General features: G+C 37.0%; 16 protein-coding genes. 5 read left to right on the forward strand and 11 right to left on the reverse strand.

Annotated features, from left to right (window positions below; translation table 11 throughout):
• Window positions 1–107: 107 nt before the first annotated feature.
• The 4 genes from HME9304_RS14725 to uvrA all read right to left on the reverse strand — a co-directional run bounded on the left by HME9304_RS14725 (window position 108) and on the right by uvrA (window position 10165).
• Window positions 108–2042: an OmpA family protein gene (locus HME9304_RS14725; protein WP_112379303.1), complete on the reverse strand. Its 1935-nt coding sequence runs from the start codon at window positions 2040–2042 to the stop codon at window positions 108–110.
• A 19-nt stretch (window positions 2043–2061) separates the two neighbouring features.
• Entirely contained in the window at window positions 2062–3012 is a 951-nt protein-coding gene (locus HME9304_RS14730; RefSeq protein ID WP_112379304.1) for a PorP/SprF family type IX secretion system membrane protein, read from the reverse strand.
• Between the two features lie 58 nt (window positions 3013–3070).
• Window positions 3071–6739 (reverse strand): gliding motility-associated C-terminal domain-containing protein, encoded by a 3669-nt coding sequence (locus HME9304_RS14735; RefSeq protein ID WP_123877533.1) that lies wholly within the window; start codon window positions 6737–6739, stop codon window positions 3071–3073.
• Window positions 6740–7387: 648 nt separating this feature from the next.
• Window positions 7388–10165 (reverse strand): excinuclease ABC subunit UvrA, encoded by a 2778-nt coding sequence (gene uvrA, locus HME9304_RS14740; RefSeq protein WP_112379306.1) that lies wholly within the window; start codon window positions 10163–10165, stop codon window positions 7388–7390.
• Between the two features lie 250 nt (window positions 10166–10415).
• On the opposite strand from uvrA, the gene HME9304_RS14745 reads away from it, so the two are divergent.
• Together HME9304_RS14745 and HME9304_RS17035 are read left to right on the forward strand one after the other, a co-directional pair.
• Window positions 10416–10997: an RNA polymerase sigma factor gene (locus HME9304_RS14745; RefSeq protein WP_112379307.1), complete on the forward strand. Its 582-nt coding sequence runs from the start codon at window positions 10416–10418 to the stop codon at window positions 10995–10997.
• A 72-nt stretch (window positions 10998–11069) separates the two neighbouring features.
• On the forward strand, window positions 11070–11213 hold the full coding sequence (locus tag HME9304_RS17035; RefSeq protein ID WP_164674855.1) for a hypothetical protein: 144 nt from the start codon (window positions 11070–11072) through the stop codon (window positions 11211–11213).
• A gap of 39 nt (window positions 11214–11252) precedes the next feature.
• Here HME9304_RS17035 and HME9304_RS14750 read toward each other — a convergent pair whose 3' ends face one another.
• Complete coding sequence (locus HME9304_RS14750; RefSeq protein WP_112379308.1) at window positions 11253–11915, reverse strand: endonuclease III domain-containing protein; 663 nt, start codon at window positions 11913–11915, stop codon at window positions 11253–11255.
• Window positions 11916–11970: 55 nt separating this feature from the next.
• Between HME9304_RS14750 and bcp the strand changes: the two genes are divergently transcribed.
• Window positions 11971–12423 carry a thioredoxin-dependent thiol peroxidase gene (gene bcp, locus HME9304_RS14755; RefSeq protein WP_112379309.1) on the forward strand — a complete coding sequence of 151 codons (453 nt, stop codon included), beginning with the start codon at window positions 11971–11973 and terminating at the stop codon, window positions 12421–12423.
• A gap of 71 nt (window positions 12424–12494) precedes the next feature.
• Here the strand turns inward: bcp and HME9304_RS14760 are convergent, their stop codons facing one another.
• Window positions 12495–13952, reverse strand: coding sequence for a TonB-dependent receptor (locus tag HME9304_RS14760; RefSeq protein WP_112379310.1), 1458 nt, complete (start codon window positions 13950–13952; stop codon window positions 12495–12497).
• Window positions 13953–14039: 87 nt separating this feature from the next.
• Here HME9304_RS14760 and HME9304_RS14765 point away from each other — a divergent pair, with 87 nt between their 5' ends.
• Window positions 14040–14804, forward strand: a complete 765-nt coding sequence (locus HME9304_RS14765; protein ID WP_112379853.1) for an MBL fold metallo-hydrolase — start codon at window positions 14040–14042, stop codon at window positions 14802–14804.
• A gap of 2 nt (window positions 14805–14806) precedes the next feature.
• Window positions 14807–15301 (forward strand): hydrolase, encoded by a 495-nt coding sequence (locus HME9304_RS14770; protein WP_112379311.1) that lies wholly within the window; start codon window positions 14807–14809, stop codon window positions 15299–15301.
• Here the strand turns inward: HME9304_RS14770 and HME9304_RS14775 are convergent.
• The 5 genes from HME9304_RS14775 to HME9304_RS14795 all read right to left on the reverse strand — a co-directional run bounded on the left by HME9304_RS14775 (window position 15298) and on the right by HME9304_RS14795 (window position 20713).
• Window positions 15298–15957, reverse strand: a complete 660-nt coding sequence (locus tag HME9304_RS14775) for an alpha/beta hydrolase (protein ID WP_112379312.1) — start codon at window positions 15955–15957, stop codon at window positions 15298–15300. The genes HME9304_RS14770 and HME9304_RS14775 overlap by 4 nt on opposite strands.
• 9 nt (window positions 15958–15966) lie before the next feature.
• A complete protein-coding gene (locus HME9304_RS14780) occupies window positions 15967–16290 on the reverse strand; it encodes a hypothetical protein (protein ID WP_112379313.1) in 324 nt (107 codons plus the stop codon).
• Window position 16291: 1 nt separating this feature from the next.
• On the reverse strand, window positions 16292–17548 hold the full coding sequence (locus HME9304_RS14785; RefSeq protein WP_112379314.1) for a dihydroorotase: 1257 nt from the start codon (window positions 17546–17548) through the stop codon (window positions 16292–16294).
• Window positions 17545–19467, reverse strand: a complete 1923-nt coding sequence (locus HME9304_RS14790; RefSeq protein ID WP_239023305.1) for a BatA domain-containing protein — start codon at window positions 19465–19467, stop codon at window positions 17545–17547. Before HME9304_RS14790 ends, HME9304_RS14785 begins: the two co-directional genes overlap by 4 nt.
• A 238-nt stretch (window positions 19468–19705) precedes the next feature.
• The gene (locus HME9304_RS14795; RefSeq protein ID WP_112379316.1) at window positions 19706–20713 is read right to left on the reverse strand and encodes a glycosyltransferase; all 1008 of its coding nucleotides are present in this window, start codon (window positions 20711–20713) and stop codon (window positions 19706–19708) included.
• Window positions 20714–20791 lie beyond the last annotated feature (78 nt).

Consider the following 20791-nt stretch of genomic DNA (forward strand, 5'->3'; position numbering starts at 1 on the left):
TTTACTTTCCATTTACTTAATACCAAACAGCGTGCCAAAAAAATAAAGTTCCTGATAAACAACTGTTTATCAGGAACTTATTTCATTTTTTAATAAACTTAAAGAAATTAATTTTTTATAATGAACATAGATCTTCTGTTGAGTTGATGTGCTTTTTCTGAACACTTCACGCCATTGGAGCATTCATTTTGAAGCTGGGATTCACCATAACCTTTAGCAGATAGTCTACTTCTATTTATCCCCTTCTTAACCAGCCATTCTAATGTAGACTTAGCTCTCCTATCCGAAAGAAGTTCATTGTACCTATCATTTCCTCTGGAATCTGTATGGGATTCTATATGTATGACCAATTGAGGATACTCCTTCATGGCCGAAAGAATTTTGGCAAGTTCCACTTCTGCATCAGGCCTAATGTTGTGTTTGTCAAAATCAAAATAGATGGGCTGTAAATCAAGTCTGCAACCTAAATCGTTTACTGGACAATCGGGGGGTGTTAATTCCAAATTAACCTCTAAAGTTGAAGAACCTACAGGAGTGTTGATCAATTTCTCATCTGGTTGATAATCCAACTCACTATTCGTAGCTCTAACAGAATATTGGTTGTTACAATCTGAGATTCCATCAAAATTGTATGAACCCTTACTATCGGCTACGGTCTGTGAAACTACATTATTATTCTTATCAAGCAGCATAACTCTTGAGCCAGGTAAGATTTTTTTTGTGTCCTTGTCCACGACCAATCCTTTGATTAGAGTGGAACAGCTTTCAGCAAACCTATAAATGTCGTCTGACTTGCTCCCTTCATTACCATTTCTATTGGAAGACAGATATCCAAACCGTTTTTCTTCGTTGATAATGAGACCGAAATCATCTTGATTTGTATTAATAGGTTTTTTTAGATTTGTTACTGCTTTAAAAGTACCTGGATTGTTCAAGGATATGACAAAAACATCCAATCCACCAAGGCCTACGTGTCCATCGCTTGAAAAATATAAGTTGTTGTTATCGCTCAAATAAGGAAAACTTTCCCTTGCCTCGGTATTTACTCTGGAACCTAAATTTACTGGACTCCCGTAACTTCCATTTTTCAGTACTTCGACATACCAGATATCTGACATTCCCAAAGTGCCCGGCATATCCGAAGAAAAGTAAAGTCTGGTTTCATCCCTGTTCAATGCAGGGTGGGCCACGGCATACGAATCGCTATTAAAAGGCAATTCGCTTACATTGCCCCAACTACCGTTCGTGCTTTTGGTAGCTTTATAAATTTTTAGGCTTACCAACTTATTTTTTCCTCTTTTTTTCTTTCCGTCTATATAGTTGTTTCTAGTAAAGTACATGGTTCTACCATCTTTTGTAAAACAGGCCGAAGACTCATGGTATGGCGTATTGATATCACCTTTAAGCGATGCAGACTTGGAAAATAGCCCATTTTCGTCCAAATCCGCTACATATAGATCTAGGTAGGGCAGTCCGTTCCAATCATGGATTTTATCGCCTTGTGTGTTTTTGGAAGTTGAAGCATATACGATACTATTTCCGAAAAATGAAGGGCCAAAGTCCGAACTGGACAATCCGTTTGAAGCATTTAGGACTTTATATTCCTTTGACTCAAAATCGATAATGCTATCCAGTGTATATTTATTTTTTTGATAGCTTTCGGCTATTGAACTATTTTGTGCCGCATCGGCATAAGAACCCATTATCTTATTAGCCTCTTCATAGGCTCCAATACTTTTAAGAGATTGAGCGGCTCTGTGTTTATAGATAGGTTCTACCTCGTTTGGAAATTTTTCCAATAGTCTTTTATACCATATGGATGCTTCCTTGTATTCGCTATTAAAATAATAAGTGTCGCCCAACTTTTTAAATACCTGTGCGGATTCGTATCCATCCTCAACAACTTTAAGGTATATTTTTCTGGCATCTATATAGGAGTAGGTATCAAATTCCTCGTCCGCTTTTTTTACTTTATCCTTTTGTCCAAAAATGCTTCCTGTAATGCATATAAACAGTAAACATATTCTCAATTTTTGTAGCATAGTATGTGTCTTTATGTTTTTAGAAGAATCTTGGGGTTAATATTCGGTCTGCTTTTTTGAAAATATCGAATCGTAAAAAAACTTCGTATGACCCATCACTATAATCTTCTATATCCGTAGATTGGTAATCGTAAGCCATGCCAATAAAAATAGCATCTGAAACCTGGAAGCCAGCCATGGCACTAACCGAGGCGCTCCAACGATAAGATGCACCAAAAGTGAACTTTTCATTGAACATAAAATTTGCGGAAAAATCCCATTGTAAAGGAGAGCCACTTACCGCTTTAAAAAGGGTAGCGGGCTTGAACTTTAAGTTTGGGTTCAAATCAAAAACGTAACCTGCAATCAAAAAATAATGTAAACGCTCTATGGCTACGCCATCTCCGTCAAAATCCTCTAAATCATTGAGTGTGTCTTCATCAAAATGCTTGGTATTCAGAAAATTTGGAACCGAAGCTCCCATGTAAAATCTATCGGTATTAAAGTAGAGTCCCGCCCCAACCTGTGGTTGCAATCTGTTGTTGACATTATTTAGAAATAGAATATCCGCGTCATCGAGTATATTCAACTTAGTATAGTCCACATTTAATAAATCCACTCCAGCTTTCAGACCAAAGGAAAGCTCGCTGTTACGGGAAACTTCGATGCTGTACGCATAGTCAACGGTAAGATTGGATTCCGACGCAGGCCCGATTTCATCATGAACGATAGAAAGACCGAGTCCCATGTTATCGTACAACCCTATGGGTGAGTTTACCGTAAAGGTTCCCGTTTTGGGCGCGCCTTCAAAATTGACCCATTGTATTCTTCCCAAGACGCCAAAACTTAAGGCGTCCCGGTTTCCGGCATAGGCCGGGTTAATGATCTGGGTATTGTACATGTACTGCGTGTACTGTGCATCCTGTTGCGCACTGGAGGAAAAGACCCCCAGTAGCACAAGGACAATTGCTATGAAATGATTTTTATGCATGCTGATTATTATCTTGTTCAAAAAACGTTGCTTTTTCATGATCGACTTTCTTGGCTTTCTAATCACGGTTGATGTATAGGTATCCGTTATAACTATCCTCACCTGGATTTTCAGCTGGGAAGGTCAATGTATAGAAATAGGTTCCACTTGGCAGCTCTCTATCTTGAGCTATAGTATTTCTACCTTCGGATATACCCCTGAAAAGATTATTTCCTTGACCATAATTATCAGTCTCATACACTTTTACACCCCAACGATTGAATATTTTAACATTATTATTGGGATAATTTTCAATACCTACAATTTGGAAATAGTCATTGAACCCGTCACCGTTTGGAGTTATACCATTGAAGATTTCAAAATCACCACCTCCATCTGCACAGAAACCTGTAACATCGACTATGGTCGGGTCATCTTCTGAATAGCTATCGTCGTCAGAATCGTCGAATACTAGAACATCAAAATCAACAATGCTTGCAGTGACTCGTGCTTGATTTTCAACAAAAATTGAGTCAATGTCATCTTGGGTAACATCGTAAAGTACACTGTATGTCCATTCTTCACCAGCTGCAAGAATCCCATCTTCACTTTCGTTGTCTATGACTAATCCACCAACTTCGCCTCCTAAGAGCTCATCAATGATAACCACATTCTCCAAGCTTGCACTACCGCCATTGAAAACCCTAAAATCATATCTGATTGTATCATCACACCCGTCATTGTTCAAGTCCAGAACAATAGCTTCTTTAATTAAAGCTATGGGAACAGAGCTATTCGGGCATGCATCATCAGGAACAATTATCCTTGTAGGATTGTTGTCAAAGAAATTGTTATTGTCAGAGAAATCGAACACTACCACATCAAAACCGACTGGAGCCCCTGTAACCAAAGCTTGGTTTACTACCGAACCAAAATCGATATCCTCTTGGGTAATACCATATAATGCCTGATAGGTCCATGTCTCGCCAACGGAGAGTGTGCCATCGTTTCCAACGTCAGTTCCCTCTATGGGGCCGGGCACCTCACCGCCTAGAAGTTCATCTTCTAGGAAAATCTCCTCCAGATTCACATCGCCGTTATTGGTCACGGTAAAAGTGTAGAGTATGCTATCGATACAACCATCCGTATCAATATCCACGAGCTCACCTTCCTTGATCAGAGCTATATTTGCAGACCCTTCGGTGCATGCGTCATCTGGAACTTCTGTTCTTAAGGGATTGTCCTGAAAGAAACTGTCATCATCTGAAAGATCAAATACAGCCGCGTCAAATCCAATTGGAAATCCAGTAACCTGCGCCTGGTTTACCACTATGCCATTATCAATATCCGGTTGTTCAATATCGTAGGTTGCCTGATAGGTCCATGTCTCGCCAACAGAGAGTATACCATCATTGTCTACGTCAGTTCCCTCTATGGGGCCAAGCACCTCACCACCGAGCAGTTCATCTTCGAGAAAAATCTCCTCTAGGTCTACATCGCCGTTATTGGTCACTGTAAAGGTGTAGAGTATACTGTCGATACAACCGTCCGCATTAACATCCACTAGTTCACCCGTTTTTAGCAGGCCAATATTGGCAGAACCGTTAGGGCATGCATCATCCGGAATTTCTGTGCTAGTGAACCCATCCTCAAATAGACTATCGTTATCTGAAAGATCAGATACAGCTGCGTCGAATCCTATTGGAAATCCATTAACCTGGGCTTGGTTTTCCACTATGCCATTATCGATATCCACTTGATTAATAGTATAAATTGCCTGATAGGTCCATGTCTCGCCAACGGAGAGTATACCATCGTTACCATCGTCAGTTCCTTGTACTGGACCGGGCACCTCACCATCGAGCAGTTCATCTTCGAGAAAAATCTCCTCGAGGTCAACATCTCCTATATTGGTAACTGTAAAGGTGTACAATATGCTGTCGATACAACCGTCCGCATCAACATCAACAAGTTCACCTTCCTTGATAAGTCCAATATCCGCCGATCCGTTAGGGCAGGCATCATCCGGAACTTCTGTTCTAGTGAACCCATCCTCGAATAGACTATCATCGTCCGAGAAATCAGAAACCGATGCGTCAGATTCCAACAGGAAGCCTGTAACTGTTGCTTGATTTACCACTATAGTATTATCGATATCTTCTTGAGTGATACCGTAGAGCGCTTGATAGGTCCATGTCTCGCCAACGGAGAGTATACCGTCTTCACCTACGTCAGTTCCTTCTAAGGGGCCAAAAATCTCAATATTGCCAAACAACGGAACGTCTTTGAGGACGATTTTCTCTAGGTCAACGTTGCCCGTATTTGTAACAGTAAAGGTGTACAGTATACTGTCGATACAGCCATCCCCATCAACGTCAACAAGTTCACCTGTTTTAATTAGCCCAATATTAGGTTCTTGACAATCAGAGAGGTCAACTATAGTTGGGTCATCCTCGAGCACGCTGTTGTCATCGGAGTCATCACTTACGGAATCCCCTGGTTGTCCTTGGACATCTGCGGTTACAGTTGCTTGGTTTTCTACCTCTCCAATATTTAAATCAGCTTGGGTAATATTGTAACTTGCAAAAAATATCCATGTTTCACCGGGATCTAAGAATGTGTTATTGTTATCATCTCCAGAGTCAGGTCCGGGAATGATGCCTCCCAAAAGTGGATCGATAAGAACAATATTTTCAAGTACTTGTCCACCGCCTTCATTGGTAAGTGTGAAAGTATAATTAATCACTTCACATCCAAGAGATCCATCTGCATTTACTCCTAATTCTCCAGTTTTTATAAGACCAATATTTGGCTGACATGCGGAAAGATCAACAATAGTTGGGTCATCTTCCAAGATACTGTTATCATCAGAGAGGTCACTTACGGAATCCCCTGGTTGTCCTTGGACATCTGCAGTTACAGTTGCTTGGTTTTCTACTTCACCACTAGTTATATCAGGTTGAGTAATAATATAGTTTTCTGTGTATATCCATATTTCATCTGGGTCTAAAAAAGTATCATTATTGTCATCTCCAGAGTTTGGTCCTAGAATTGGATCTGCTCCAAGAAGTGGATCGGTAAGAACAATATTTTCAAGTATTTGCCCTCCTCCTTCGTTTGTAAGTGTGAAGGTATATTGTATAATTTCACACCCGGGTGACCCAGCAAAATCCAATGCTTCCCCAGTTTTTATCAGTCCTATATTAGGCTGGCATTCTTCAATGTTAATTATGGTTGGGTCATTTTCCAACACACTTTCATCATCTGAAATGTCACTTACAATGTTTGCTGCATCGCCAACCACATTAGCTTGTACAGTAGCACTGCTTTCAACTTGTCCATCATCAATATCGGTTTGCGTAATATTGTATTCAGCATCAAAAACCCAAATCTCACCTACACTCAAAATACCATCATTGCCAACATCCCCAGCGGGAAGGCCTGGAATATCGCCAAGCACATCATCAGTAACTATGATGTTTTCCAATGCTTCATTTTCTGTACTTTCATTGGTTACAGTATATGTGTATTGTATTGTGGCACAACTAGGAACTCCAGCGGAATCAGATGCAGAACCGGTCTTAACAAGCCCAATTCCACCAACAAAATTTTCTAATCTACTACGGGATAGATTTTCTTTTGAAGAAACCAGAGGTGTTGTTGTATAACTATTACCAAAAACTTTCTCATTTATTTTTTCTTTTCCTATATCAAACGCTAGAATATCTGATGTACACAGAAAACTCAAATAAATAAAAAAGTATATAAGCTGCGAAAATCCCTTTTTTTTATTTCTTGATGAACAATGGTTGTTTAAATACATATATGTTGGATTATTTATTGGATTTGTTGAAAAGCTTTAGGTAATATTATAGTTTTTTGAGTTTATACATATTTAGACCTTAATTGATGTCCGAAAAAAATTCTTGAATTCTAATTGAACTAATAAGTTGTTGAAAATCATGATCGGTCAGAAAAAATGCATTCACCCATAAACACCCAATTTCAACTGAGGAATAGTTTATAGAAGAGTTAATATTTATTAATTAAAAAATCTATTACGTTTGAATTTGATATGAATCATTAATCGACACACAATCTTTATTGGTCAAACAGATTTTTCAGATGCGCAAATTTGGAATTTGTTTACAATATTGAAGTGGGGAAATTCATGAACCAAGCAAACTAATTGACGGATTGCCCATTTGAGTTCACGAACAAAGTACGTTTGTAGGTTAATTTCTACACTTTATTCAATGAAAAAGAGAAATCGCTTTTGAGCGCCAATACTATTTTTTTAGATACAGTAAGTGTACGATACTTAAAAATGGAAGGAAAAGAAGTATTTTTTCTTGAGGATATTAAAGTTAGATAGATTCAAAATTTGCCGAATTCCTTAAATTTTCAATTTTAAATATTGAGCAGTAAAAGAGTTTTCATTTTGAACAATTTCTTCAGGAGTGCCTTCTGCAATAAGATATCCGCCATTTTCTCCACCTTCGGGGCCAAGGTCAATGATGTAGTCTGCGCACTTGATCAATTCTATATTATGCTCGATTACAATTACGGAATGTCCTTTTGCAATAAGTTCCTCGAAGGATTTCAACAATTTTTTGATATCATGGAAGTGAAGTCCCGTGGTAGGTTCGTCAAAAATGAAAAGTGCTTTTTCTTTTGTATTCCCCTTTACCAGAAATGATGCTAGTTTTATGCGCTGCGCTTCGCCACCAGATAGGGTGGAGGAGGACTGTCCTAGGGTTACATATCCTAAACCCACATCTTGGAGCGGTTGTAATTTGGTTACAATCTTTTTCTGATTATAATTTTTAAAATGTTCTATGGCTTCATCAATGGTTAAACTCAAGACATCATCTATATTCTTACCTTCAAACTGTACTTCTAGAATTTCTTTTTTAAAACGTTTGCCCCCACAGACATCACATTCTAAATGTACATCGGCCATAAATTGCATTTCTACGGTAATCTCACCTTCGCCCTTACATTTTTCACAACGACCACCGTCTACATTAAATGAAAAGTGTTTCGGTTGGTAACCTCTCAATTTACTCAGCTTTTGTGATGAAAAAAGGGTACGTATATCATCATAAGCTTTAATGTAAGTAACCGGATTGGATCTTGATGAGCGACCTATTGGATTCTGGTCCACAAACTCAACATGTTTAACATGGCCATACTTGCCTTCTATTTTGGTAAATTGACCTGCCTTTTCACCATAACCACCTACTTCCTTTAGTATTGTTGGGTATAGTATTTTTTTGACCAAAGTACTTTTTCCACTTCCTGAAACACCGGTCACAACTGTAAGTACGTTTAAAGGAAAGATGGCATCTATATTTTTAAGGTTGTTTTCCCGGGCTCCTATTATTTTTATGTAGTGCTTGGAATTTCTACGTTCCGCTGGCACCTCAATTTTTTTGCTACCATTTAAGTAATCGGCCGTTAAGGAATTTGATTTTAAGATTTGACTCAAATTTCCGGTAGCTACGACCTCGCCGCCCAATGTTCCTGCCTCTGGGCCAATATCGATGACTTCGTCCGCGGCCTTCATAATATCCTCATCATGTTCAACCACTATAACGGTGTTGCCCAAATCTCGAAGCGATAGTAACACTTCGATTAAATTTTCGGTATCCTTGGGGTGCAGGCCAATACTTGGCTCATCCAATATATACATGGAACCTACCAAACTGCTCCCCAGTGATGTTGCCAAATTGATTCGTTGACTTTCTCCACCGGATAGGGTATTGGATTTTCGGTTCAATGTCAAATAGCTTAAACCTACTTTATTTAAATAACCCAGTCTGGTCGTAATCTCTGTTAATAACCTTTTTGCAATAGTGGTATCATGGTCAGAAAGTGTCAACTCTTCAAAAAATGGAATCAGCTTTTTAATGGGTAGTTCTATTATATTTGACATAGAATTGCCATCGATTTTTACATAATTTGCCTCTTCACGAAGCCTTTTTCCTTTGCAGACCGAGCATTTTGTTTTTCCGCGGTAACGCGAAAGCATGACCCTATTTTGGATTTTATAGCTTTTTTCCTCAAGTTGTTGAAAAAATTTGTGGATTCCTATAAAATGTTCGTTGCCCTCCCATACCAACTGCTTTTGATTTTCAGATAATTCAAACCATGGTTTATGGATTGGAAAATCAAATTTATAAGCTGAATTGACCAATTGATCGCGATACCAGCCCATACTTTCGCCTCGCCATGGAAAAACGGCATTTTCAAAAACCGATAAAGCAGTATTGGGAATCACCAAGTCTTCATCAATACCTATAACATCACCGTAGCCTTCACATTTAGGACATGCGCCATAAGGGTTGTTGAAGCTGAAAAGGTGTACGTTGGGTTCTAGAAACTTTATGCCGTCCAGCTCAAATTGATTACTGAACGTTTTGGTTTGTCCATTTTCCAAATTCTCTATGATACACTGCCCTTTCCCCTCAAAAAAAGCATTATCGACCGCATTCCCCAAACGATTATAAAAATCTTCATCATCTTTTATGATTATTCTATCTACCACTAAATCAAAACTTCTGCTTATATTTTTAGGAGCATTGTCAATTCGCAGCACTTCCCCTTTGTATTTTATCCTGGCATATCCTTGTTTGGAAAAAAGCTCCAAAGATTTTAAAGGCTCCCTTTCTTTGGTAATTGTAATAGGTGCCAATAATAAAAGCTTGCTCCCTTCTTTTAAGGTCTTTATATAATCGATAACATCGGTGACCGTATCTTTTTTTACTTCATTGCCAGATACGGGCGATATTGTTTTTCCAATGCGAGCATATAATAATTTTAGATAATCATATATTTCCGTTGTTGTTCCTACCGTTGATCTAGGATTGGTGGAATTCACTTTTTGTTCTATGGCTATGGCGGGAGCTATACCTTTAATATAATCTACTTTTGGTTTGTCCAATTTCCCCAAAAATTGACGTGCGTACGAAGAAAGACTTTCAACATAACGACGTTGCCCCTCTGCATACAGCGTATCAAATGCAAGGCTGGATTTGCCAGAACCTGAAAGCCCGGTGATGACGACGAGTTTATTTCTGGGAATTATAACATCTATATTCTTTAAGTTGTGTAGTTTAGCTCCTTTAATGATAATATTCTCTTTTGAATCAACCTTATTGATAGTCGCCATATGTTAAAATTTGAACTTCAAAGATACGCTACACCACACTTAATACGTATATTGTATCAGTTAACATCTAAAATTGCACAGATCACAACATAGTTTTTTCACGGGCATCCCGTTTTTCTATATTTGATGTGTAATTAAAAAGCTGATAGGCCTATACAGAAATAATTACTTTTTTAAAATTAAAACTTATAACTCTGAGTCTTTCTCGTTAAGGGAGGGCTGGGACTTTAACCAAAAAAAAGTAATTTGTATGGAACTACAGATTGATGACTCGATATTAGTAAAAAACTACATTGCAGGTGATGAGAAATGTCTTGAAAAACTCATTAACAGGCACAACCAAAGAATTTCCAGCTTTATTTATTCCAAAGTATTGGATAGGGATGTCGCAGAAGACATTTTCCAGGATACCTTTATTAAGGTAATCAAAACTCTAAAAAAGGGCTCATATAGTGAAGAAGGCAAATTCTTGCCTTGGGTAATGCGAATAGCGCATAACCTTATTATAGACCACTTTCGTAAAAACAAAAGAATGCCCAAGTTTGAAGGAAGCGATGACTTCAATATCTTCTCGGTCATTCATGATGATAAGCTCAATGCTGAAAAACAGATTATAAAAAATCAAATAGACAGTGACCTTACGCTCATTATTGAAGAATTGCCGGACGATCAAAAAGAAGTATTGATAATGCGTATCTATAAGGATATGAGTTTCAAGGAAATTTCTGAAAACACGGGAGTAAGCATAAATACCGCTTTAGGCAGAATGCGATACGCCTTGATAAACCTTAGAAAAATAGTTGAGCGAAATAATATCGTTTTAACGAATTAATCTGCATTAGGACGAACATAGCAATATTTCCATACTAGTGGCGTTATCTAAATGTAACAATAATGCTAGAATATGGAAAACATTTACTCTGAAGAACAAAGTACCGTAAAAACGGTAAAAGCAAGTAAAGAAACTGTAGATTTCTTATTGAGCTACTCTAAATCGATGCAAGTAGTTGATTACAAAAATCACAAATTTGAAGTTGTGTTAAATTAAAACACATCTATCTTATTATTTTACAAAAAAGAACCGCTATCAGCGGTTCTTTTTTGTTTTATGGTATGCAGAAATCACTGTTTTTCTTCCAATGGTTTTTGTAATCGTATCTTTTTCCAGATTCCAACCTCTTGCAGGAGAATAATCCCTTCCGTACCAAATAATCTGTAGATGCAATCGGTTCCAAAGTTCTTCTGGAAACAGACGTTTGGCATCCTTTTCAGTTTGGACAACATTTTTTCCATTACTGAATCCCCAACGGTACATAAGTCTATGAATGTGTGTATCCACAGGAAATGCCGGAATACCAAATGCCTGTGAAACCACAACGCTGGCAGTTTTATGACCAACCGCAGGTAATTCTTCCAATAACTCCATTTCTTTGGGTACTTCTCCGTTATATTTTTCAATCAAGATTTCTGATAATCCATGAATACCTTTGGATTTCATTGGGGAGAGACCCACGGGTTTAATAATTTCCCTTATTTCATCTACTGTAAGCTTTACCATATCAAACGGATTGTTTGCCTTTGAAAAAAGTAGGGGCGTAATCTTATTTACCCGCACATCTGTACTTTGGGCAGATAGCAATACGGCAATCAGTAAAGTATATGGATCCTTATGATCGAGCGGTACAGGAATCACAGGATAAAGTTTTTCCAAAGTATCGATAACAAAATTTACTTTATCCTGTTTGGTCATTTTTGTTTAATTTTATAAAAAATAAGTTAAACAATAAATCTAAAGATTTACATTTATGAATATGCTAAAAGTAGGGGATAAAGTACCTGAATTTTCTTCAAAAGACCAAGATGGAAACGTTATTAATCTCAATGATTATAAGGGAAAAAAATTGATTGTTTTTTTCTATCCACGTGCAAACACCCCTGGCTGCACGGCCGAAGCCTGTAACTTAAGAGATAATTATAAACTTTTACAGGAGCAAGGTTATGAAATTTTGGGTGTTAGCGAAGATTCCGAAAAGAAACAAAGCAATTTTAGAAATAAGTATGACTTTCAATTTCCGTTGTTAGCGGATGAAGACCATACAGTAATTGAAACATTTGGTGTTTGGGGACCGAAAAAATTTATGGGACGGGAATACGATGGGTTGCACAGAACCACGTTTGTAATCGATGAGAACGGTACCATTGAAAGGGTGATTGAAAAAGTAAAGACAAAAGACCACGCTGCACAGCTTTTGGATTAAATATTTAGTAATAACAAAAACGGCACTTCCATGATGGAAAGTGCCGTTTTTGTTTAGAATGTATTGGAGATTTAAACCTCTTCTTTTTCTTTAAGTAACTTTCTGGTAAAAAGTTTTTTATCCTTTATTATTTCTGCAATTCCTTCTGGCAACATTTCTTCCCATCCGTCTTCTCCGTTAATAATACGTTTTAATACTTCTCTGGAAAAAATATTCATAATATCGGGATCATAATCAATAATGTCCATAACCTTTCCATTGTACTTGAAGAATTTGTACAGCTCCTTCATTCTTGGATGGACCTTAACATTGTTACTGGTCATTATTTGCCCTGTATCTGCATCCTTCATTGGATATAAGTACACCTTAAGATCTTTGAAGAAGAGTTTCCCAAAAGCTTCCAATATACCGCCACTCAAATCCCTGTAATATTTCTCATCAAAAACATCCACCAAATTATTGACCCCCATGGTGAGTCCAATCTTGGCTTTTGTGTAATTATTGAAATATTCGACCAGCTTATAATATTCTTGGAATTTAGATATCATAACCGTGTGCCCCAGCGAACTTAAAAGTTCCGCGCGGTCCATAAAATCCTGTTCGTCAATTTCTCCAGATGCCTTTAGATTGGACAAAGTGATTTCGAAGACAACTATAGTGTTTTCATATTCAACGGTCTGTTCCCGTATAAAAATATCGTATGACTTTTGAAACATATCCATATTGACCTTGGTAACGGGCCTAAAACTTCCGCGCAGCGCAAGAATATTCTTTTTATAAAGGACTGCTGCAGGTAGTAAATTGTTTCCATCTGGGCCAAACATCACAGCATCGGTCATATTATTTCTAATAAGCTGTAAGCTCATGAGCCTATTATCAACCTCTTTAAAATGAGGACCAGTAAAATTTACCATATCAATTTCGATAGTATCCTTATCGATATGGTCATAAAGATATTTTAGGAGTTTTTTTGGTTTGTGGTTTTTAAAAAATGCTCCATAAATAAGGTTTACCCCAAGAGTTCCCAAAGTTTCTTGCTGTAGCCTCGCTTCATTTTGTTTAAAGCGAATATGTAGAACAATTTCATCATACTCCTTTTGCTTTGGGTCAAGTTGAAATCGAATACCGATCCACCCATGCCCCTTATATCTTTTTGAAAAATCTATGGTTGCAACGGTATTGGCAAACGAAAAGAACAAATAATCAGGATTATTTTCACGGCTTATACGCTCTTCCACCAGTTGCATTTCATAAGCGAGCATTCGTTTTAACCTGGCCTGTGTAACATACCTGCCATCTTTTTCAGTGCCATAAATTGCATCGCTAAAAGATTTATCATAGGCACTCATAGCCTTGGCTATAGTACCCGAAGCGCCACCTGCCCTAAAAAACTGCCGTGCCGTTTCTTGTCCTGCACCTATTTCGGCAAAGGTGCCATAGATGTTGGAATTTAAATTTATCCTCAGGGTTTTTGCCTTTATGGAAGGAATGTTCTCAAAAGCGTATTGGCTGTTTGTAGCGGTGGACATAACCAGTATTTTATATGAGCAAAGTTACACTCTTAGTTCAATCTATTAAATAAATAAGTTATAATTTTGGTTTTAATGGATGATATGATGACCATCACATTTTTAGGAACGGGAACCTCTCAGGGAATTCCTGTTATCGGAAGCAATCATCCAGTGTGCCTTAGCAACGACCCAAGAGACAAAAGACTACGGGTTTCCGTATTGATTTCGTGGAAAAATTTCAATTACGTGATAGATTGTGGACCGGATTTTAGACAACAAATGTTGACAAACTCCGTCACAAAACTGGATGGAATTCTTTTTACGCACGAACATGCCGACCATACTGCTGGAATCGATGATATCCGCCCTTTCTTTTTTAGACAAGGAGATATTCCCGTTTATGCCCACAAAAGGGTTATTGAATCCCTCAAGATACGATTTGATTATATTTTTGCCGATGAAGACAGATATCCTGGAGCCCCGGCGGTAAAAGTTACGGAAGTCGTCAACAATAAAACTATTCCTTTGGGCGGTCTACAAGTAATCCCCATTGAGGCATTCCATAACCGTTTACAGGTTTTTGGATATCGTTTCAACGATTTCATATACCTGACCGATGTAAAACGTGTTGATGAAAATGAAATGAATAAAATGATGGGAGCAAAGGTCTTGGTAGTAAATGCACTTAGGGAAGAAGCACACCATTCACATTTTAATCTGGATGAAGCCATAGCTTTTGCCAAAAGGGTGGGAGCAGATAAAACGTATTTTACACATATTAGCCATTTGTTGGGATTTCATGAAGAAGTTGAGAAAAAATTGCCCAAAAATATTCTTTTGGCCTACGATAATTTACAATTGAAGATTTAAACATGAAAAGTAAAATTTTTCTTTACCTATTTATTTTCGCTGCGTTGATTGCATTGTACCAATTTGTAAGTACAAACAACATGCAAAAATCATTTTATTCCGATTCAGAAAGTTTGAAAGATGAAATTTCGGATTTAAAAGATTCCTTGCAACAATCCCAACTTAAAATGTTGGACATGCAGTATTTTTCTTTGGAGAACAATGACGATGCCCTTGCATACTATGACCACCTCAACCTTAAGAACCCTACGCGATATATTGAGGATAAACTATTGGAGACCAATGAAAAAAGAGGGGACAACCCACTCATTCCCTACGAGGGGATGGAAAGTGACTTTAAGATAAACAAAATCAAGATTATCAACCATAAATGGTTGTTGGCAGATTTTTCAGATGGAAAATATTGGGGCGATTTAATCATTAAATACGAACTCAAGAATGACCTTGGCGTAGATTTTACCTTAGTGGACCATTTGTTGTATACTAGAAGTAATTAGATATGTTGGATCAACCACTCCTTAAACGAATAAAAATTTTGGGGAGATACGCCATGACCAACAGGAAACTCTTCATATTTATGGTTAATTCCAAGACGTTTTAAAAAATCCGGTATTTTTTGTGCCCATTCCGCAGGAATCACTTGATCTACCTGACCATGGGAAGCATAAATATTTAAATTCCTATAGTCTTTGGTTTCATACCCTTCAGACAAAATCCCTTCATTAATATATCCACTAAGCGCTATAACATTTTTAATTTTTTCAGGATATGAAAGCGCTACTGCATAGCTCAAAATAGTACCTTGGCTAAATCCCAAAAGCGTAATGTTATCAATATTTAAATTGAATGCATTACAAGCTTCATCTATGAAAGCAACTATTTTATCTCTAGAGGTACGTGCCTGTTCATCATCACTCCATTTACCTTGTTCTGCATCAAAATTAATAGCGTACCAAGCATAACCAAAAGGTTCTAGGTCATAAGGTGCCCTAACGGATAATATGGCCAACTCACCCGGCAATTCAGAAGCGAAGGAAAATAAATCTTCTTCATTGCTGCCATACCCATGAAACATAAAAAGGCATGGACTCTTTTCTTTTTTAGTTACTGGTGCACGATAGAGATATTCTAAAGATAATGGGGTGGGGGACATTTTTCTTAATTATGGAATAAAGGTAAACCATTTTTGAAAATACGCTCCAATCAAGGGCAGTAATTGCTTTTTTGAATTAATCGCCCCAAAAAAGCCGTATAGAGCAAGAACCAGATATAGAAAATATAGTCCCAAAGCGGCTTGAGCGATATTGGTGAAAGTCAGGACGATTGCCAATGCGTGGTACATTACATGAACCCCAAATGCCTGGCGAATATGAAAACGTGCAAACGAATTTTTTGGTTCCATGTTCATAGTTAGTGCTATAAGACACCCCACTATTGTAATGTAGCTAATTATTGCCGTTGTTCTACCTTTTTTTTCCTCTCCCAATTTATTGGATTAAAAGTTTATCATTATTTATTGTACCATAAACCTTTCCCTTCAATCGGCTTCCTAAAAACATACTGTTCTTTGTATTGGAAAGAATTTGTTTTTCCATAAAAACATTTTCATCATCAGGGTCAAACAAAGTAATACAAGCTTTTTCACCTTCTTTTATGGCAGTTTGCCCTAATCCAAAACGCTCTCGTCCTTTTGTCAATAACGAGATGGTTTTTTCTAAACCAAGAATATGGTTTAAACTTCCAAAGGCGGATTCCAATCCAATACTTCCGTCCACCGCATTATCGAATTCAACCATTTTTTCTTCTATAGCAATTGGAATATGGTCCGAGGTTACAAAATCTACAATACCATCCTTTAAACCTTTAATAAGTGCTTTGCAATCTGATTTACTTCTAAGGGGAGGTGATACCTTAAAATTTGTATCGAACTCCTTTAAGCTTTCATCGGTAAAAATTAGATTATGGACGGCAACACTACAGCTTACGTCCAGCCCTCTTTTTTTGGCATTTGCAATAAGCTTAACGGAATTTGCTGTTGAAATTGTAGGAATATGGAGCTTTCCACCAGTATATTCCAAAATAAACAGGTCTCTGGAAATCTGTAACTCCTCCGCTAGAGCAGGAATTGCCTTAAGTCCTAGAGCAGTAGAAACCTCTCCCTCATGAACAATACCCTTACCTGCAATATCACCATTTTGCGGATAGGAAAATATAAGTCCATCAAAACTTTCAGCATAAAGCAATGCAATTTTAAGAATATTGGGATTTGAAATCTGCTTTTTAAAATCGTAATAAGCTACTGCACCGGCATTCTTCATATCAAATAGCTCTGCCAAATCCTTTCCTTCGGAGTTTATGGTTAAACATCCCAGCGGGTGGAGGTTGGTTGTACTATTCTTAGCTCTTTCTTTCAAAAAAACAATATCCGAACTGGTATCCGGCAATGGATTTGTATTGGGGTTCAACAAAATATCGCTAAACCCGCTTCGTGCAGCTACGTCCAAACCATTCTCTATGGTTTCTCGTTCTTCAAATCCGGGTTCTCCAAAACTCACACTACTGTCAATCCAACCCAAGGAAATATGAAGATTTTTATAATCTATACATTTTGTATTGGAATTTACCTCGATAGATGTTGAAATCTTTTCAATGATTCCTTTTTTTATGAGAATGTCGCGCTTTTTTAAATGTAGGGAGCCGTTTTCAGGGCATATTATTTTTGCGGACTTCAGCAGAATGTTCATGTTATGAATTTTTGAATGATTACTTCAATAAGTGCCAGAAGTAGTGCTAAAATAATAAACCATTTCCAGTATGCCGTTATACTGTTTTCAGCTTCAAGAAAATCAAATAATGATGTAATTGAATCTTGTCTGATGGAACTATTTATGTTATTCAAATCCAGATAATTTAACTTACTCTCGGTTCTAGGATAATTAAAACTTATTTTTTTAATGGGTTTTCCACTTCTTTTAATATTAAAGATACCATCAACTGTGGGATTATCACTAAAACTGATTCTTACTTTATGTGGAAAACTTTGCTGCAGGGGAATAAATTCATATCCTTCTTTTGAAACATTCAAGATATCATCGCTTCCCAAATCTATTGGAACATCAATTGTATTTGGCCTTCCTACGGTGTGGTATGTTCTAGGAACCCTAAGGCCGAATGTAGCCATGTTATAAAATGTAGGAACAATCAATGGGGAATTTTTAAAATTTGAGTTATCGCGTTCCAGCGGAGCAGAAAAAAAATAAAAACCATCGGTACCTGATAAAAATGCATCGCCTCCTTCTAAGGATAAAATCTTCAATGCCGTAGATTTTGTTTTGAAGAACTGTTTTACATTGGGATATTGAAAATTATATACCTTTTTTTCAAAAACATTTTTATAAAGAGGGTGTTCAAAAGAAATATTGGTTATTTTTTTATCGACAACCAATTTTTGATTCAGTTGTGTTGCAAAAAAACCTGAAAGAAATTGATTATAGGATGTCAGATCACTTTCCAAAGAGGGGATAACGATTACGGTCCCGCCATTTTCTTTAAGAGTCTTCAATACTTTCTGCAAGCTTTTGGGAATAGATGGCAAATTATCCAAGATTATAACATTTTGTTCATCTAAAAAACTATAGTCCAATTGGCCAAGCGAATATTTTTTAAATATGAATTCCTCCTGCGTAAATAATCTGTCCAAATAATCATCATTGGAATTAGCTATTGCCAATACTTTTATTTTTTCTTTTTTATCGATATTGAAAAAGAATTGATTATCATAGGTTAAACTATTGTCCATAATTTTTAAAATTCCTTCCAATGGCTGATTGTCCGGTATAGTAAATACTACTTTGGCTTTTCCATTGGTATCGAATTTAGCAGAAGTCTTGGCAATTAAAAGTTCGCCATTATAAAGTGATATGGGAACATTTTCATTGTCGTTATTCCCTGATAGCATTACAGAAAGCGAAGACGGAGTAGCTTGGTTTTCAATTAAAAAAACTGAATCTATTGCAATGTTTTGGGCCTCTTTTGGTCGAACGGGCACTAAATAGTTAGTGACTGTGGAATCCAAGGTGCTATTTGAAGCATACATTCGCTCCTGAAAATCTGATAATAGGATTAAATTTTTAATGGAGGCATCCGAATTTGAAAATAATGTATTGGCCTTTAGTGCAATACCGTTAAAATCCAATTGTTTATGCGAATAAGGGAGCGACAATAAATTATTCTGAATATCTTTTATGGTTATATCCTTAAAGGTTTTTTCGTTTGTGAACAGACTAAAAACACTTTCTGAATCAATATTTTTTATCAGTTCCTGGGTAGACTTCTCCAATAGTGAAAGACCGTTGCTCTTAGCCTGCATACTAAAAGAGTCATCCAAATAAACCACGGTTTCTTTTTGTTGCAGTGCAGTTTTTTTGGAAGAAAAAGGCTGTGCAAATGCAAAAACAATGGCTGTAAGCATTAACAGCCTTACCATAAGCAATAACCATTTTTTTAGAGTGTTGCTTTTTCTGGATTCCGAAACCACTTTTTGCAGCATGGCCACATTGGTGAAAGGAGTTTTCTTAAATCTTCGTAATTGAAATAGATGGATTAAAATAGGAATGATTAGAAGAACTAGAGCCCAAAGGATTTCTGGATGTTTAAACTGCATTCCCAACTTTGATTGAACAAATATAGGGATTAAAATTATAGTTAATGGTCAGGGGACGAATCTGGATGATATTCTTGAAGGGTCAAGGGTGAAGCATAATATTTTAAGCTTAGGGCTTAGGGCTTAGGGCTTAGGGCTTTTGACTTTGGGTTCAATTTTTTATTTCTTACAAACAACAAACAACAAACAACAAACAACAAACAACAAACAACAAACAACAAACAACAAACAACGCTACTTAACAAAAGAAAAAGTAATCTTGCATTGCAATTTGGTTTAGCTCATTCAAATATTCCTTGATTTCCTTTTGGGCTTGTTCATTGGCAACAGTTACAATACTCTGTGGGTTGACCAATTCCTTTAATACTGAAAAATGAAATAGTTCTTGTCCATAGATTTTTTTATTGATTTTTTTTGGATTGTCACATAGCCAGACAAAATCGACATCCTTTTTCAGAAGATATTTGGCAACATTCTTCCCTTTAAATCCTGCACCCCAAATGACTAAAGGGCGTTTGGTTTTGTAATCTAGTTTTAAAAAAAAATATAGTTTGAGATTCAGAAAATAATTTTGGGCATAATGTTCGCTCGTTCGGGAGGTTCTGGTATTATAATCCCTCCACAAATGTAGAACTTCACTGCATGGAATAACGTTTAATCCTTTTTCATAAAACCGAAAAGTAAGGTCGTAATCCTCAGGATATCGATTGGGACTAAAGGCACCACATGCATCAAAATCTTTTCGGAATACCATCCAGCATGGAGACGGAATGACACATTCTTTATATATTTCACTATAGTTGGTTCCCTTTTCGGTCAATCGGTTCAACCAAGCTTCATAGCGAGCATACCCATTGCTAATTCCCGTACCAGAAAAATACCGCACTTGTCCAACCGCTATATTTCCTACACCGGTCTTAGCTAAAGAATCGGCCATGGTTTTAAGCCGACTTGGTTTCATGATGTCATCTGAATCCATTCGGGTAATTAAAATACCCGAACTTTGAGAATATGCTGTTCGCAGCGCAGGTATGATTCCTTGCCCCGTGTTTTTGATAACTTTTATTCTTTCATCTATTTTCGCATAAGAAATGAGCAATTCCAAGCTATTGTCTTCCGAGTGGTCATCAACTGCGATAATTTCCCAATTTTGATATGTTTGGCTTATGATAGAATCCAAGCATTCAGGTAAAAAGAGAGCAGTATTTTTAAATGGAATTAGGATACTTACCAAAAAGTTTTGCATGCAGATAATTTAATAGCGAGGGGCTAATAACTAGTTGTTTGCAAATTATCGATTTTAGAAATGGGAAGCTTATTAAAT

This window comes from Flagellimonas maritima, from assembly GCF_003269425.1.
In the GTDB taxonomy this organism is placed as follows: Bacteria; Bacteroidota; Bacteroidia; order Flavobacteriales; family Flavobacteriaceae; genus Flagellimonas; species Flagellimonas maritima.

Bases quoted from the DNA above. Each gene is read 5' to 3' on its own strand.
- HME9304_RS14790 (WP_239023305.1), bottom strand. From the start codon at position 19,467: ATGCAGTTTAAACATCCAGAAATCCTTTGGGCTCTAGTTCTTCTAATC.
- HME9304_RS14795 (WP_112379316.1), bottom strand. From the start codon at position 20,713: ATGCAAAACTTTTTGGTAAGTATCCTAATTCCATTTAAAAATACTGCT.
- uvrA (WP_112379306.1), bottom strand. From the start codon at position 10,165: ATGGCGACTATCAATAAGGTTGATTCAAAAGAGAATATTATCATTAAA.
- HME9304_RS14760 (WP_112379310.1), bottom strand. From the start codon at position 13,952: ATGTCCACCGCTACAAACAGCCAATACGCTTTTGAGAACATTCCTTCC.
- HME9304_RS14745 (WP_112379307.1), top strand. From the start codon at position 10,416: ATGGAACTACAGATTGATGACTCGATATTAGTAAAAAACTACATTGCA.
- HME9304_RS14725 (WP_112379303.1), bottom strand. From the start codon at position 2,042: ATGCTACAAAAATTGAGAATATGTTTACTGTTTATATGCATTACAGGA.
- HME9304_RS14785 (WP_112379314.1), bottom strand. From the start codon at position 17,548: ATGAACATTCTGCTGAAGTCCGCAAAAATAATATGCCCTGAAAACGGC.
- HME9304_RS14730 (WP_112379304.1), bottom strand. From the start codon at position 3,012: ATGCATAAAAATCATTTCATAGCAATTGTCCTTGTGCTACTGGGGGTC.
- HME9304_RS14765 (WP_112379853.1), top strand. From the start codon at position 14,040: ATGACCATCACATTTTTAGGAACGGGAACCTCTCAGGGAATTCCTGTT.
- HME9304_RS14775 (WP_112379312.1), bottom strand. From the start codon at position 15,957: ATGTCCCCCACCCCATTATCTTTAGAATATCTCTATCGTGCACCAGTA.
- HME9304_RS17035 (WP_164674855.1), top strand. From the start codon at position 11,070: ATGGAAAACATTTACTCTGAAGAACAAAGTACCGTAAAAACGGTAAAA.
- HME9304_RS14750 (WP_112379308.1), bottom strand. From the start codon at position 11,915: ATGACCAAACAGGATAAAGTAAATTTTGTTATCGATACTTTGGAAAAA.
- bcp (WP_112379309.1), top strand. From the start codon at position 11,971: ATGAATATGCTAAAAGTAGGGGATAAAGTACCTGAATTTTCTTCAAAA.
- HME9304_RS14770 (WP_112379311.1), top strand. From the start codon at position 14,807: ATGAAAAGTAAAATTTTTCTTTACCTATTTATTTTCGCTGCGTTGATT.